The following is a 16,250-nucleotide window of genomic DNA, read 5'->3' as shown; positions in this document are numbered from 1 at the left end:
CACGTCACATATGCACGCGTGGCTTATAAACTAATCAAAACAATTTTCAGATTAGTGACTCAAGATCACCTGATTTCGACCTGAATGCTTCGCTTGATATAAAGCTTCATCAGCGCGAGCAATGGTCTCTGTCACTCGCTCTTGTTTCATCTCAGCAACACCAATACTGCATGTCAGTGGATCGCCATGAACCCAAAGGTGCTGGCTGACTAAGAGTCGGATTTTCTCAGCCTTTCGTTGTGCTTCGCCAAGATCAGTCTCCGGACAAAAAACAATAAACTCTTCACCACCCCACCTCACCAACTTATCGGAAGCGCTGATCGAACTACCGACCACCATACTGAACTCTCGTAAAATATCGTCGCCCATTTGGTGTCCGTACTTGTCATTCACGCTCTTGAAATAGTCGATATCAAGATACAACATACTTAGCTTTCCATGCCCCTGCTTAACCTGCTGAGACTGCATTTTTAGCCAATCACGAATAGCATGACGATTTAAAACTCCAGTTAATTCGTCTCGATGAGCCATTTCCGAGAATTCGAAATTCTGTTCTCTCAATGCTCGATTGACGTTCTTTAAGTGATGATGTCTTTTCTCTGCGATCACCATGCGCTTTCTGGAAGTATGTAATTCTGATACCAAAAATACGCTGCCTGTTCCAACCCAAACAAACAGTAAAATAAGGAACAAGCTTTCGCCTGAAATATAAGATCCCTCGAACTCAATACTACGGATAACCATTCGATGGTGGCCAAGCTTTGCACCAGATGCAGTAGCAAATTCAACCATATTCACATTCGAAAACTCAGGTGCTGAGTGCTCTAACGCAATATCGTTATCCGCCAACCACCATGTCATCACTTGCAGGTTTTTAATCGGAATCTCAATCACACCACCATCGATTCCTGGAGAAAATTCCATTCCGTTGTACTTATGTGTGTACTCATCATCAGGAACCGAATAAGCAGGGTTGTAGTTACGTAGGTAGGTTCTCAAACGGCCGCTTGAGTCGGCCTCTGCATGGTAATCGATGTTCACTCTAAAAGTGTGATACTGAGAAAGGTCAAGACCTGTGGTTATATCTGGATCGATACGAATTGATAACCCGCAGTAAGGCCAAGGATACTCCGAGGCCTTCAACTCACAATCGAGAACATGTAACCCATTTGCATAGGATAATTGAGAGGTACTCGTCCCCCTGTCAACTTGATCGCTGGTTGCGATAAACTCATATCTATCAGGAGTAATTTCAGTTATCACACGATTCCCACTCACACGGTAATACTGCACAATGGCAAGTGTTGCGATAACTAAAAAAATAACAATCTTATGGATCCAATTCACGTCTAAGCTTCCGGCTTAAGATCCCTATAGTTGGGATTTCACGATAAAAAACAAGTCAGATAAATTAGTGATCTTGATGCCAATAAATCACTAAAAAACGTTATATCACGGCTGAACAAAATGTCATACTATATTTTTATGCCTATATTTCATTCAGATTATTTACATCGAGAATCAAGTAATATTGCGTATAAAAACAGGTACCATTTGTTATACTCATCGCATAATCATCGTTAACCGTACTGCCTGCTCGCAGCGCAATCGAGTCGACGAAATAATAATCAAAATACAACGAGTAATGTCATGTCTTTATTAGCAAAAGGTACACTCAAAAAGATGAGTGCTTCCCTTGATGGCGCGGTTACCTACCGTTTGCCTGTAGGCGAAGAGTTTGTAGAGCTAAACCCTCTGATTGGTAAAACCATCAACCTCACTCACACTGGCAATATTTTTTGCTGCTCATGTGGTAAGAAAACCAAGAAAAGCTACTCTCAAGGCCACTGCTTTGTGTGCATGAAAAAGCTAGCAAGCTGCGACATGTGCATCATGAAACCAGAGACTTGCCACTACGATGAAGGCACTTGTCGTGAGCCTCAATGGGGCGAAGAGAACTGCATGGTTGATCACTTCGTTTACTTATCGAACACATCAAGCCTAAAGGTAGGTATCACTCGCCATACTCAAATCCCTACCCGTTGGATTGACCAGGGCGCGACTCAAGGTTTACCTATCTTAAAGGTAAAAACACGTCAGATTTCTGGCCTGATCGAAGTTGAATTAGCAAAGCACATTGCTGACAAAACCAACTGGCGCACGCTACTAAAAGGCGACGGTGACGATATGGAATTGGTAGAAAAAGCCAAAGAACTATTGCCATTGGTTGAGGATAAAATCCAAGAGATCAGAGCGAAGTTTGGCGACGATGCTATCGAGATTCTGAGCGAAAACATCACTTCACTGAGCTACCCCGTTGAACAGCACCCAGTGAAGATTGTATCGCACAACTTTGATAAGAACCCTGAAGTGACTGGTGTACTTCAAGGCATTAAAGGTCAATACCTTATCTTGGATACTGGTGTGATTAACATCCGTAAATTCGGTTCTTACGAAGTTGAGGTTTCTGCTTAATCAGCAGAGCGCCATCACAAGTGAGATACAAAAATGCCCTGAGGCTTCTGCTTCAGGGCATTTTTCATTTCAGATGAGACGATCAGCTTTAATAAAGCAACGTACAAAGACTAGAGCGCGACCACATCTCCATCGACACAGTTCTTGCCGTTGGCTTTCGCGCGATAGAGAGATTGATCGGTTAAGTTCACGAGTGCGTCAATAGTGACACCGTCTTCACAGGCTCGGCTATCACTTATTCCTATACTGACACTCACATTAAATCGAACCTTCTCATCGATTTTGAACTCGGCTTGATTGAACTCTTGACGAATTTGTTCTGAAACCTCGCGCGCAGTTTCAAGAGAGGCATGTGGGATAAATATAATGAATTCTTCACCACCCCAACGGCCCGCCACTCCTCCGACTTTCTCGGCATTGCGCTTGGTGATGTTAGCCAAAGCACAAATCACCTCATCGCCCACCATGTGACCGAAAGTATCATTAATCGACTTAAAATCATCGATATCCAACAGCATACAAACGAGGTAATTTTCAGAGATAATATGCTCTCTTAGCCATTCGTAAATCGCCCTACGATTGAGCAGATCCGTCATTTCATCGTAGTTCGCTTGGTGAACCAACTGCTTTTCCAACATCACCTTTTGCGTCACATCTTCAAGCACAACCTGAACCGCGGGCTGACCTTTCCACATAATGGCATTGTCGTAAATATTGAAGAATCGATGAACACCGTCGAAGCCAATGTTTTCGACCACCGTGCTGGTCCCCGACAACTCCCCCGACACAATCGCGTGATAATGTTTACTGATACCGTCTGTATTCTGCTGTGGCACCAATCCGAGGATCGAATCCAGCGCTAATACTTGCTCTATGGAAGTGCCACCTTGTAATTTGACCCACGATTGATTGACCATCAGAGGTTTGAAATCTCGATGAACCAAAATGCCCTGTCCTGATTGCATAATCATATCTTGATACATCTTGTCTTGTTCACGCACTGCATTTTGTAGCTGAATAGCTGGGGAAAGATCGATAACCGTGACTTGAAGTGCCGGTCTTCCCTGCCACTCCGTTACATGGTCGATAGAAAACACGGTGAACTCTCTACCATTGCGATCAACATTGGTATAAGTGTGGACCTGAGGGTCGCGTTGACCACTGACGGTTTCAAGATAATTTTGGTAAGCGAGAACGTGAAACTCTTCAGGTATGAGATCGAGAAAGCTATCTATATTGGAAAGTAGTTCTTCTGGTGATTGATATCCATAAATACGAGCATAATTAGCATCAACACTAACTACATTCATATCTTGAATAGTTATTACACCGTACGTGGATTCGAAATTTATTGAAGACATTGCCAACTCCGTACTCTAGCTACACTTCATCACTGGAGCATAAGAACACATCCTGCCAACGCTTCCACATAATCTATTACGCGTTAGGGACATTAATATAATATCTAGTATATCGTACTGTTGGTGGCTTCTCTACAATTCAATCGCTAACACGAGTCACCAAAAGTAGACAAGCATCTCAATCTGATTACGCGCGTCAAAAAACAAAAAAAGATAACGTATATCTATGTAAGCATTACCTTTTCTGCTTTCGGCTTAAATCTAAGTTGCTTAGCTAGTATTCACCGCCTAAAACTTGTTCGCTATTCATTCCAATCCGAAAAATAGGAGATTAAGAAGTCGATCGCCAGTCGTGCTCTCTGGGGTAAAAAACGGCGGTTTTGATATACGACCCAACTGCTGGTTCCTGCTCCCCAATATTCTTCAAGTACTGGGACAAGCTTTCCATTAGTCAGACCGCCATTGAAACTGCTTTTGGGAAGGTAGACAACACCAAGCCCCTCTTCACACGCTTTCAGTACTGCGCTCGAATTGTTGCTGCGCCAGCGCCCATGAACTCGTACTGCATTTAACGGTTTTCCCTCTTTCTCGAATAACCATTGGTCACTGTTGGCGATAATACAGCTGTGCATTTTTAGCTGTTCTGGATGAGTTGGCGTACCAAATTGCTCTATATAGTCTTTACTGGCTGCAGCCGCCATTGGGCGATCGACAAGCTTTCTTGCCACCAGCCCAGAGTCATCCAACCGACCGTAACGAATCGCGAAGTCGATACCGTCTTCAATAAAGTTCACCATCTTGGTGTTGAAGTTCATTTCAATGGTCAGATCGGGATGATCTTTGGCAAACGTCATCAGCGCTGCCGCGACATGGTTTTCTGCAAATGCACCTGCAGCACTGACACGCAAAGTACCGCTAAGTTGAGCTTGCTGAGACGTAACTTGCTCATTCGCTTGTTGCAACCCAATCACTAGGTCTTTGCACTGTTGATAATAAGTGTGGCCAGACTCAGTCAGGCTAACCAACCTTGTTGAACGCGCAAGCAGAGCCACTCCCACTCTCTCTTCCAACCTTGAAACCTGCCGACTCACATGGCTGGTACTGCAACCTAACTGCTTGGCGGCTGCTGAAAAGCCGTGACACTCAGCAACCGCAACAAATTCATTAATCCCTTCAAAGCTATCCATACTTAATCTACTCGTATTTTATCTTTGCTATATAGCAACAATGTTTTGCCTATTTTGCATATTATCACTTAATTGGTTTGGAACTAGTATTAGATACAACAAGACGGCGATAGCTAAGTAACAACACGATACCTAGCACTAAGCGTCAGCACCTAAATAAAAACAGCAGCTCAAAGGGATGAATCATGAAAAAAATACTAATTCCAGTAACTAACCACGCAACACTTGGCGATACAGACCAAGCTAACGGTACTTACGCTCCAGAACTTACCCACGCTCTTAAAGAGATCATGGCTGCTGGATTCGAATACGATATCGCTTCTATCAATGGTGGCAAAGCCCCACTCTACGGAACGGATATTGAGGGAGATACGGTTAATGCTGATATCTTGGCGGATGATGATTTCCAAAACCGCATCAACAACACGATTCCAGTAAGCCAAATTAATGCAGAAAGCTACGACGCTATCTTCTACCCAGGTGGTTTTGGTCTACTTTCAGACTTAGCAACCAATGAACAGTTCGCTAGCATCGCAGCAAAGCATTATGAAGATGGTGGTATTGTCGCGGCAGTATGTCACGGCCCTGCAGCCCTACTTCCTATCGTACTGAGCAACGGCGAGAAGCTACTAAGCTCTAAATCGGTGACTGGCTTTACACGTGAAGAAGAGATCGACTTTGGTACCATCAATGACATTACGTTTCTACTAGAAGAATCGCTTGCTCGTGGCGCAGCACGTTTCAACAAGGTTCAACCTTGGCAAGAGCTTGTGATTGTTGATGAGCGAGTAATTACAGGCCAGAACCCAACTAGCGCACACGCAGTGGGTGTAGCGATTGTTGAGCAGCTTTCTTAGTCGAATTACTGTCTTGATTAGGTCACTGGCGCTAACTAAATAATCGCGGTGAAACCAAAAAGAGCATACTTCCAACTCAATATTCATGAGAGAAATATGCTCTTTTCTAATTCTGTCGCTATTAAGTGCTAGTGACTTTTTGCTAATTACTTCTGCTAATGGCTTCGCAAGATCCCTTCAAGCACATTGAACAGCAAGTCGATCTCTTCAATCGAGTTGTAATGCATACAACCAATACGCACTACACCCTGCTCTTCAATACCCAACTGCTTCACTAAACCTAATGCGTAGAAATGTCCGTTCCACACACAGATATTATGCTCACCCAACTTCTTAGCGATGAACTCTGGAGAGTGGTTATCAAAGGTGATGGCAAACGTTGGCGTTCTTAGGTTCGAATCAAACTCCGTCTTACCATAGAGTTTTGCCCCTTCCAGATCACCTAAGCGCTTTAGGAAGTACTCGCTCAACTGGCTTTCATGCTTGTTATAAAGCGCGTAGCTTTGTTCCAAACGAGAACGCAGTGAATCTGTTGGTTCACCAAACTGCGCTAAATAATCCACCGCCGCAATCACACCTGCAAGACCTTCGAAGCTTTGTGTTCCAGTTTCAAATCGGCCTGGGCCAATGTTAGTTGCAGGCTCAACCTTGTATGGCTTTAACGTATGCAGCCATTGAGGTGCAATGTATACAATGCCAACATGCGGGCCGAAGAACTTATAAGCCGAGCACGCTAAGAAATCACAATTGAGTTTTTGAACATCGATCAAGTGATGAGGAGCGTAGTGAACCGCATCGACATAAACCTGCGCACCGTGCTGATGTGCAAGCTCAATAACTTTCGCCATATCAACAATCGAACCCGTGGTGTTCGAAGCAAAGGTCACAGCAACCAGCTTGGTCTTCTCATTTAACAGAGACTCAAAGTGTGCCATGTCTAGACTGCAATCCGACTCGTCTACACGAACTTGGCGGACAATCGCGCCTTTGTCGTCTGCTGCTTGTTGCCAGCTCGATACATTCGAGTAGTGGTCTAGTGCAGTAACAATCACTTCGTCGCCAACTTGCCAATCGCGGCTAATCGCTCGGCTCAATTGGAAGGTCAGCGATGTCATGTTCGCGCCGAACACAACGTTGCCAGAAGACTCCGCATTAAGCAGTGCTTGCGCCGCTTCTCGCGCTTGCTGCATTAAGCTTGTCGTCTTTTGGCTAGAAAAGTAGTGACCGCCGAGGTTTGAATTAAAGTGCCCAAGGTATTCCGTCATGGATGCTAAAACATTTTCAGGAACCTGAGAGCCACCCGGCCCATCAAAAAAGGTCACCGGCTTACCGTTATGGTACTGGCCTAGCGCGCTAAACTGCTGGCGCACATCATTAAGAGTGAAGGACATTGCGCGCATCCTTAGCCGTTAGAACAAACACATCCATGTAGCCCATTTCATCGTGGTCTATGGTACGAATCGGTTGTGCGTTGTGCCAAAGCTTGCTGTCGGCCAGCATTGCGACTTCACCGTCTTCCAGCACTTTTCTAAAGAACGGTGCTTCATGTGAGTCTTGGTACAGCATGATTTCGCCACCCACAATGTTATGACGGTTAACGCCAATTAAAGCGATGTGGTCGAAGCCATCTTGGTGAACACCTTCTGGTGCAACCTGCGTCTCTTCAAAAATGGCAGCGATACGAATTTGGTGGATTTCGATTTCTTGTCCGTCTTCAAGCCCATTGGTTTCAATAAACAGTTCACACATCTCTTGCATGCCTTCGCTGCTTAGAATTGGTGCTTCAATTGGCTCGAATTGGCGAACAACGTCACCTTGAAAGTGATTAATGTCTTCAGACTGAACAAAGTTATGTTTGTCTAGCTCTACGACTTGTCCATTACTGAATTGAACCACCGAGTACCTTCTCAATCGAAACTGACCATCCGCGTGCTCTGTACTTGGAAGCTTAGAGAATGACGGTGACAACTCCTCAATTGCGTGGTTACTGAGGTGGGTAATATGTAGGGTATTTTCGTGAGCATGTAACATCATCGACTCCTTAATGATTGTTAATTAACTTTCGATATTTAACGTTTTGTTTACATAAAGGATACTTGAAGATCTTGCCAAATCAACATTAAACAATCATTTATCCCGTCAGATTTAATAATTCAGACACTAAATCTAACTTGAAATTCAAAAGCAGTGTATAACACCAGAATAAAAGATGACCAACTCTTAAAACTAGCACACTCCACTAGCTAGTTATAAATCCCTACAAATTTAAATTTAACGATATTATAAACTAGCAAGCTATGTTTCATATTGTGTCAGCCCTTGCACTTCAATACGTCAGCCTCCTTACATGAGCTCAGCCCTCACTCTCGCCATTATTCATTTCTATGCTTTTGCACAGCAAAATACGACCTACCTATCAGTTGCCAAGCTATTGATTATTTACACAACAAACGGGAATTGGTTAATTTATGACTAAGCCAGAAACCAAACGCCTTTGCTTGCGCGTCTGGAACAGGTCGAGTTCGGGGGGAACTCGGCCGCCCTCAATGGCTTACTTCTTTTAAAAGAGCAACTTGATAGTTCTTTTAGTCTCGAAGATGTTTGAAGTGAAATGTTGCGGGTGGGTTTTTCTCAGTGGCATCTAAAAACCAAAAGCATGATGCGTTTGAAATCTACTAAAACGACGACGTTACTTCCAGATAAACGGCATGTGTTCACAAATGTTAGGCACTCTTCGCTAACACGTGTATGCCCCATTATTGGCTAGACCTTTTTCTCATTCACACCCTATTCATGGGCTTTTACCATACTAAAACTTATTCATTTTTCTTATGCTGTTAACCCCCGTGATGTTTCACGGGGGTAGATTCCACCTGTCTTTCAGCGTCAGCTAACCTTAAGTTCTTTTTCGATCAGTTTGTAGGTGTTTGAGGTAGTCTTTGATTTCTTCAAAATCTGCTACCACTTCATCGATCGTTGGGCATGGACGTATACCTGCGGCTGTGTCGTGACCAACAAGGTCGATACAGCATTTATCATATGCACGGTGAATACGCTCTAAATCAACATTAGTAATATCCTCTACTCGATTTAATCTTTGTAGATGCACACCTCTTTCGAACCTATTTACAACTTTGTTTAATAGTTTCTCTTCAACCAATCGCTCCCATGCTTCACGTAGAAAACTATAGAAAACCGCAGCAGCTTCTCTAAATTCAGTCTCTGTTCCTGTCTCATCAATCTTTCGAAGCTTTTGGAGCTTAGTAGTTAAAACTCCAATTCGCTTCGATGTAGGAAGCGCGTCCCACGGAGGATTGGTTCTTACAAGGCCGGAGTTATTTCTAGATCTTTCGAGGCTGATGCAATTGACCTTATCTTGCTTTAGGCTATCCGAAGCTTCTAGTAGTAGCTTGTAGAATACTATGTCGTGAGTAAACACAATGACTTGGCGTTCTAATGATTCCTCTATTAACCTTTTTGCGACTTTTGCACTCCATTGATGGCTAAGCGAGTTCACTGGATCATCAAATAGAACAGCAGATCTTCTAGAATCAGCTTTCATTTCTGATAAAAAGCTCGCTATTGCGATACACCTTTGTTCACCTTCACTAGCAACTTTACCAACAACAGATTCGTTTGACTTTGCTAGCTCTAATTTGAATTGCTGTTGTCCGGCTTTATTTCTTGTTTTAACGTTGATGTCAAATCTATTAAAACCAAAGGATTTAAGCTCTTTCACAAAATACTCTTTTAGTGGCTCTATAACACCTTTCGAATAAATCCTAGCTGACAACGTTGATATACTTCTCGTAGCGCACTGACCTGAGATTTCATTTAACTTAGCTACTATTTTTGACCGTCTTACATTAGTTATGATGTTTGCTTTGTGTTTGGCAATGTAGGCCTTATCTGTTAACTCGGTCAGCCTTGCTTGTTTCTTAGCCACAAATTCGTTGTTACTGCTTTGCTGTTCAAGTTCTCCGATTTGCGTGAACAGATCTTTATCTATTTCCCGCAGTGCTTGGAAATGAGACAAGCTAATTCCGTCTAACGACTCGGGTAGCATTCCTGATAAAACAGCCTGTCTGTTTATTAAACTCTGGTTTAATTCCTCAAGCCCAACTTTTAACCCAGGTTTAATTACGTCAAGGTCGTTCAATACACCTTCAAATTGGGCAACATTCAAACTCAAAGACTTAACGAAAAATTTAGCCTGAGTTAGCGCTTTCAGAGCTTCAGCTGTATTTTTTGCGGCCTTGTCATTAAGAAAAGCTTCGAGTTCTTGTAATTTGTCGGCCGACGTCTCTTGGATATCTTGTAAGCATAACGGACAGGAATCGCCTTGTGTTGGAGGGAATTGTTGGCCTTTATTTTCTTTTACCAAGAAGTCTTTTGCTGCTCCCCAAAGAACAGTCCATTGTGTATCACCAATATTATCAAACGGCAGATCACTCAGTGTCTTTTGTCTCAACGCGTCAGATACTTGTTTCTTTTCTTGATAGTCGAGTTCTAAACCTTTTAACACATCGAAATTACTAGGACCGAGTACTTCGATAGGCCTCTTGTATGACTCAAGTAAGGGGGCAATATAACTACGCTGCTTAATTAAACTTTTTCTGATTTGTTCTGGCGATTTGGCCATGTCGCTAACCAATTCGTCCTGCAATGGTTTTATAGATTCAATTTCTTCCTTAGTTGCGCAGTGCAATTCAATATCAGCTTCATTTGTTAACGCTGAAATTTGATTAAGGAATAATGCAGCTTTACTTTGTGAATTTAACGATGGAATAGCAACAAAACCGTTACTACCCATTACATCTTCACTTATTCTGTTTTTTATACTTTCCACAACCTTTGTAAGCTCTGTGATTAAGTTCAAACCTATTGGTTTGTACCCTAAAGCATCTTCATTAGATAAATAGTGGTGTGCTGAAGATGTATCGAATACACGAATAGACTTGGCAGCATTATTGTTTGATGTACCATCACTCCAAGTTAATTCTGTCGGTGTCTTATCAATCTCGAGTGTGAGTAAAGCTTGCGGAGGTTTAGGTGCAGAAGTGAAAACATTACCCGCAATAGGTTTCAATGCTCCCCGAGTCAAACACGCATGTTTTAAAATTGACGTATAGCTCGACTTACCGGCCCCGTTGTCTCCATATACGATAGTTAATCCATCTTTTCTAAAATCTAATTTTTGCTCTTCCGCTAACGCAGCAACACCTTCAACTTGAGACAAGCTAATCAGTCGAACCGAGTTTTCTTCGGCCGTGTAGCCCGATATGTCAATCGGTGATAACAACTGCTCATGGTTTGGATGTTTTGGTTCCAAGCCCTCAACACTTTTCGCAAAATTAAAAATAAAATCGATATGGTTTTGGTTTAGCTCTCCTTCTTCAAGAGCAACCTTTAGTGCTAGATTCCACCATATGGGCTTATCCTTGGACCACTCTACTATTGATTCTACCGCATTCATCATCGTTAACCTTAACACGCAAAATAAGAACTAAGTATAATAGAGCTCAGTTGCACTTCAGGTATGAAGAATTGGTTTATCGTCTAACAACGTGCGTAAAATCAACAATTAATAGGATTAGTCATAATATTTATTATCTTCTCGAATAATTCCCTTGATAACTCACAAAGCCGAACTCAATGAGTCCGGATTCTTTTTCCTTGATATCCTTCAAAAGGAGGGCTGGCTAATCCAACAAACAAGCTTTTGTCCAATTGTGAGTTTAAGAATCTGTACGTCTTACACCCACTAAAAAACACAAACTTCTTCAAGATCGATTTCAAAATCAACGGGCGGTAGGTTTACTAGGTGCTTGTTCGAAGCATTCAGTAGTTCGACTTTTGCGGGCTTCCCTACTTCGTTTGTGTAGATAGTCGCTAGGTAAAGCTTGTCTGAACGGTGAAACGCATCGTGAAAGCTCATTTCTTTGTTTAGCAAGCTAGCTAGCAATGGTTTGGTCACAGGAATGTAAGCCCACTTAATGCACTGGCCATTGTCGTAGTCCCCACTCCAATACACCATAAACCTTTGGGTATTTTCATTCTTAACCGAAAAGCACTTCGGCCCTAAAACGTCTTGATACACTTCCAGTAGTTCCAATTTACCTAACTGTGTACCTGTTGGGAGTAAGTTCATTGCTCGTTCCTCATCTTTCTAACGTTGCCTATCAAACCTTGCCTATAATCTTATAGTTAAACACTGTCTTTATATACAGCTATTTGGGCGTATTTTGATATGGCCGTTCGAAATCGAAAAGACGTCAGCAACAATCAATGAAGAAGGCGATGGTTTCGCCGATCTTTAAACCACGAAAACGTTTGTCTCCATTAAGTTCTAATCTAAAATTTCTCATTGGTTTTTATATTTATAAAAACCAATGAGCTATACACATTACATACTAAACATTGCAATTAACTTGAACCGTCATAGTGCAGCTAGAGTTAAATGGTCATTATTTAAGCTGTTGCAAGTATTTATAAGCAGTAGGCTCAGAGATGTTTAATTTATTCGCTATTTTTCCAACAGCTCCTTTTAACAAAAATATCCCTTCATTATTTAGATCCGTAACAATAGCAATTTTGTCTTCCTTCGATAGTTCAGCTAGCGTCACAGGGTAAGCTTCAATCACTTTATCGATACGAATATCAACCATCTCAGGGATACTAACTCCAATATGCTCATCAACACTATTGCCTTCCTCATTTGGCACATAACCAGCAAGAAACGAGTCAATAAATTTCTTAGCATTTAAAAACTGCTCTACAACCATGTTGATACACAAAGCACCAACAATTCTCTTATTCTCGTCACGAATATAAAGAGTTGCACATTTTAACTTTTTTCCGTCCTTCGAAAGACCTACATAGTTGTATTCATAATCAACCGAATTATCTGTAGCGATTGATTTGACTACAAGGTTGGTCACAGGATCTCCAACCACCCTACCGCTTATATGTCCATTTCTAAGCTTGTATATGGATGACTCCATATCTCTAAGATCGTGTAACACTACTTCGACATTTTCTCCCAAAAAGTCAGCAAGCATATCAACAATCGGTTCATACGGGACTAAGTAGTTCATTAAATCGCTCCATTTCTTTATTTAATAAAAAATTATCACAAAAATTGATCTAATACATTAAATTATAAAAAATTATCCACAAATACCACTTTAGAGATCAGAATCACTGTTTTGGTATAATTTTTTCTCCATAATCACTCCAAATTCAAGTGTCCGTATAATTAATTATTAATCACAATTACTAACAAGAGTGAAACATTATGTTAAAAAAGCTAGAGCCTTACCGCTCATCAATAGTCTTACTATTGGCGCTTATTATTGGCGCAATCTTTGGAATAACCGCACCAGAACTTGCACTTAAGGTAAAACCAATCGGTCAAGTTTTTCTTAACCTTCTATTCATGGTCATCGTTCCTTTAGTTTCACTTAGTGTAATGTCTTCAATTGCGGGCATGACTGATTTAAAGAAACTTGGCAAGATTCTAGGCTTAGTACTGACGATTTCAATTGCAATGGCATTTTTCCCATCACTGGGAATTGTTGGTATCGCTCAGCTATTTGACCTATCTCAAGGTGTGACCATCGACTTAAGCCAAGAATTTACAGGCAGTGCTGGTGGCATGGACTTTGTCAGCATGTTTACGACCAATGACTTTGTGGGCTTATTATCTAAATCGAACATTCTTGCGCTTATTATCATGTCTGTACTGGCGGGAATTGCGATTAGCCAAGCCGGTGAGCAAGGTAAGAAAATTGCTGAGTTAGTTGATGCAGCTAACGCTATAGTGATGAACATCGTTGGCCTTATTATGAAACTCGCTCCTGTCGGCCTTGGCGCATTCTTTGCTGCAACAATGGCATCTCAAGACAGTTCAATCTTAGCTCCTCTTGCTACAGTTATCGGCCTACTCTGCGGATATATGGTTGTTTATTACGCAGTTGGCGCAACTGTCTACTCATACATCGGTGGTGGCACTAATGGCGTTAAGCAGTTCTGGAAATACGCAGCTGCCCCATCAATTACAGCACTAGGCACATGTTCTTCTCTTGGCACTCTACCAGTCACTATCAAAGCGGCTGACAGCATGGGTATCAAAAAAGAAATATACGATATCTGTATCCCACTCTTCGTAAACCTTAATAAATCAGGCGTTGCTATTACTGCGGCAATCAAAGTGGTCTTTATCTACGCAGTTTTAGGGCTTCCGTTTAGTTTTGATGTATTCGTTATGACCATGGTTATTGCTGTGCTATCGGCAATCATCATCGGTGGTGTACCGGGCGGCGCTTTCTTAGGTGAGATTTTCATTGTCACTACGCTCGGCCTTCCACTTGAAGTAATTCCAGTACTCGTAGTAATCGGCACTATATGTGATGCGCCTGCAACAGTACTCAACGTTGTGCACGACATTAACGCAACACAAATCGTAGAACGCTTCATGGGTAAAGAGAAACAGCCTCAAGAACTATCACAACCTGCTGAACAATTGGCATAGGATAAAAAAATGACTAGTAAACATATCGAAACAAAATTAGTTACCGCAGGCCGCAAACCTCGTTTTCAACAAGGTTCTGTAAACGCTGTAGTTCAACGTGCATCGTCACTTGTGTTTAACAGTGTTAAAGAGAAGAAAGACGCAACAGCAAACCGTGCAAAAGGTGAATTATTCTATGGACGTCGCGGCACTCTGACTCACTTCTCTCTACAGGATGCTATGTGCGAGCTAGAAAATGGAGCGGGTTGCGCGCTATACCCATGTGGTGCAGCTGCTGTAACAAATTCTATATTGTCATTCGTTGCCTCGGGCGATCACGTTCTTATGACGGGTGCCGCTTATGAGCCAACTCAAGATTTCTGCAATATCATTCTTAAAGACATGGCTGTAGAAACAACATACTACGACCCAACAATTGGTTCTGAAATTGCTGATTTAGTAAAACCTAATACAAAAGTAGTTTTCTTAGAGTCGCCAAGTTCAGTAACCATGGAAGTTCAAGACATTCCAGCTATTGTCAAAGCGGTTCGCGCTGTATCTGAAGATGTCGTTATTATGATCGACAACACTTGGGCTGCAGGTATTCTATTCCCTGCACTGGAATTCGGTATCGATATTTCAATTCAAGCGGGCACTAAATACATCGTTGGCCACTCAGACGCAATGTTGGGTACGGCCGTAAGCAACGAGCGTTGTTGGGATCGTTTACGTGAGCGTTCTTACCTTATGGGTCAGATGGTCGATGCAGATACAGCTTACACCGCTTCACGTGGTTTACGTACTATGGGAATTCGTTTAGCTCAACACGAGAAAGCTAGTATCGAAGTGGCTAAATGGTTAACGGAGCGCCCAGAAGTTGCAACAGTTAACCATCCTGCACTACCAAGCTGTAAAGGTCATGAATTCTACGTTCGCGATTTCAAAGGCTGTAATGGTCTATTCAGCTTCGTCCTAAATAAAAGACTCAGCCAAGAAGAACTTGAAGAATATTTAGACAACTTTAAGCATTTCTCAATGGCATATTCATGGGGCGGTTACGAGTCGTTGATTCTTGCTAATCAACCTGAAGAGCTGAATGCTATTCGCCCTGCAAACCCTGTTGATTTTGAAGGTACTTTAGTTCGAATCCATGTAGGTCTCGAAAACGTATCTGATCTTATTGAAGATCTAGAAAACGGCTTCACGCGCATTTACTAATTATTTTTCACATCATCACACGATGATATTTTGGAGTTTTCATGGAAATTGTATTCTCGACACAAGCACCTGCAGCAGTTGGCCCTTTTTCTCAAGCTATCAAGTCTAACAGTATGCTTTACCTTTCTGGTCAGCTACCTCTAGACTCAGAAACAATGAAGTTTTCTGCTAGTAACGTGACGGGGCAAGCTGAGCAAATCTTCCGTAATATAAGTTCCGTTATTGCGGAAGCTGGCTGCGAAAAAGAGAGCATTGTTAAAACGACGGTATTCTTGTCTGATATGAATAATTTTGCAGAGTTCAATGCCGCTTACTCTGAGTTTTTTGGCGAACATAAACCGGCTCGTTCATGCGTAGAGGTTGCTCGTTTACCATTAGATGCTCTAGTAGAAATAGAATTGATCGCAGAGCTTTAATTATCATTGGTAACAGAAGATTCATAGCCTCGCAAATGCGAGGCTTTTTCAATCTAGCTGTCTGCTTTACACCATGTCAACACAAGTAACTCGACAACAAAGTTTAGTCCTATCCCCTTACGTTCTAAAATTTCTTGGTTAAGGCAGATTTCACCGCAATAGGCCACTATATGTCCATGCGACATTAAGACTCACTCAACGCATTAATAATGCAACATCCCTTG

At 42.1% G+C, this 16,250-nt stretch carries 13 protein-coding genes; 5 read left to right on the top strand and 8 right to left on the bottom strand.

Annotation, left to right across the window (positions count from 1 at the left end; all coding sequences use genetic code 11):
* Nucleotides 1-51: 51 nt before the first annotated feature.
* Nucleotides 52-1,347, bottom strand: coding sequence for a GGDEF domain-containing protein (locus tag AB8613_RS15315; protein ID WP_372384072.1), 1,296 nt, complete (start codon nucleotides 1,345-1,347; stop codon nucleotides 52-54).
* 303 nt (nucleotides 1,348-1,650) lie between these two features.
* Here AB8613_RS15315 and AB8613_RS15310 point away from each other — a divergent pair, with 303 nt between their 5' ends.
* The gene (locus tag AB8613_RS15310; RefSeq protein ID WP_017063586.1) at nucleotides 1,651-2,475 is read left to right on the top strand and encodes a DUF2797 domain-containing protein; all 825 of its coding nucleotides are present in this window, start codon (nucleotides 1,651-1,653) and stop codon (nucleotides 2,473-2,475) included.
* A 110-nt stretch (nucleotides 2,476-2,585) separates the two neighbouring features.
* On the opposite strand, the gene AB8613_RS15305 is transcribed toward AB8613_RS15310, so the two are convergent.
* A complete protein-coding gene (locus AB8613_RS15305; RefSeq protein WP_146489890.1) occupies nucleotides 2,586-3,836 on the bottom strand; it encodes a sensor domain-containing diguanylate cyclase in 1,251 nt (416 codons plus the stop codon).
* Between the two features lie 302 nt (nucleotides 3,837-4,138).
* Nucleotides 4,139-5,023 carry a LysR family transcriptional regulator gene (locus AB8613_RS15300; RefSeq protein WP_372384071.1) on the bottom strand — a complete coding sequence of 295 codons (885 nt, stop codon included), beginning with the start codon at nucleotides 5,021-5,023 and terminating at the stop codon, nucleotides 4,139-4,141.
* 185 nt (nucleotides 5,024-5,208) lie between these two features.
* Between AB8613_RS15300 and AB8613_RS15295 the strand changes: the two genes are divergently transcribed.
* Nucleotides 5,209-5,880: a type 1 glutamine amidotransferase domain-containing protein gene (locus AB8613_RS15295; RefSeq protein ID WP_372384070.1), complete on the top strand. Its 672-nt coding sequence runs from the start codon at nucleotides 5,209-5,211 to the stop codon at nucleotides 5,878-5,880.
* A 155-nt stretch (nucleotides 5,881-6,035) separates the two neighbouring features.
* Here the strand turns inward: AB8613_RS15295 and AB8613_RS15290 are convergent, their stop codons facing one another.
* The 5 genes from AB8613_RS15290 to AB8613_RS15270 all read right to left on the bottom strand — a co-directional run bounded on the left by AB8613_RS15290 (nucleotide 6,036) and on the right by AB8613_RS15270 (nucleotide 12,977).
* Complete coding sequence (locus AB8613_RS15290) at nucleotides 6,036-7,271, bottom strand: cysteine desulfurase-like protein (protein ID WP_372384069.1); 1,236 nt, start codon at nucleotides 7,269-7,271, stop codon at nucleotides 6,036-6,038.
* Entirely contained in the window at nucleotides 7,255-7,911 is a 657-nt protein-coding gene (locus tag AB8613_RS15285; RefSeq protein ID WP_186728011.1) for a 2OG-Fe dioxygenase family protein, read from the bottom strand. The genes AB8613_RS15290 and AB8613_RS15285 overlap by 17 nt, the downstream gene beginning before the upstream one ends.
* An 865-nt stretch (nucleotides 7,912-8,776) precedes the next feature.
* Nucleotides 8,777-11,359 (bottom strand): AAA family ATPase, encoded by a 2,583-nt coding sequence (locus tag AB8613_RS15280; RefSeq protein ID WP_372384068.1) that lies wholly within the window; start codon nucleotides 11,357-11,359, stop codon nucleotides 8,777-8,779.
* Nucleotides 11,360-11,644: 285 nt separating this feature from the next.
* Nucleotides 11,645-12,031 carry a DUF6575 domain-containing protein gene (locus tag AB8613_RS15275; RefSeq protein ID WP_372384067.1) on the bottom strand — a complete coding sequence of 129 codons (387 nt, stop codon included), beginning with the start codon at nucleotides 12,029-12,031 and terminating at the stop codon, nucleotides 11,645-11,647.
* A 316-nt stretch (nucleotides 12,032-12,347) separates the two neighbouring features.
* Nucleotides 12,348-12,977: a transcriptional regulator gene (locus tag AB8613_RS15270; protein WP_372384066.1), complete on the bottom strand. Its 630-nt coding sequence runs from the start codon at nucleotides 12,975-12,977 to the stop codon at nucleotides 12,348-12,350.
* 200 nt (nucleotides 12,978-13,177) lie between these two features.
* On the opposite strand from AB8613_RS15270, the gene AB8613_RS15265 reads away from it, so the two are divergent.
* Genes AB8613_RS15265 through AB8613_RS15255 form a run of 3 tightly spaced genes read left to right on the top strand, consistent with a single transcriptional unit; the run spans nucleotide 13,178 to nucleotide 16,026 of the window.
* Nucleotides 13,178-14,413, top strand: coding sequence for a dicarboxylate/amino acid:cation symporter (locus tag AB8613_RS15265; protein ID WP_372384065.1), 1,236 nt, complete (start codon nucleotides 13,178-13,180; stop codon nucleotides 14,411-14,413).
* 9 nt (nucleotides 14,414-14,422) lie between these two features.
* The gene (gene metC / locus AB8613_RS15260; protein ID WP_372384064.1) at nucleotides 14,423-15,610 is read left to right on the top strand and encodes a cystathionine beta-lyase; all 1,188 of its coding nucleotides are present in this window, start codon (nucleotides 14,423-14,425) and stop codon (nucleotides 15,608-15,610) included.
* A gap of 41 nt (nucleotides 15,611-15,651) precedes the next feature.
* A complete protein-coding gene (locus tag AB8613_RS15255) occupies nucleotides 15,652-16,026 on the top strand; it encodes a RidA family protein (RefSeq protein WP_372384063.1) in 375 nt (124 codons plus the stop codon).
* Nucleotides 16,027-16,250: the final 224 nt, after the last annotated feature.

This window comes from Vibrio sp. BS-M-Sm-2, from assembly GCF_041504345.1.
Taxonomy (GTDB): Bacteria; Pseudomonadota; Gammaproteobacteria; order Enterobacterales; family Vibrionaceae; genus Vibrio; species Vibrio satsumensis.
This window is presented reverse-complemented; position numbering and strand designations above follow the sequence as displayed.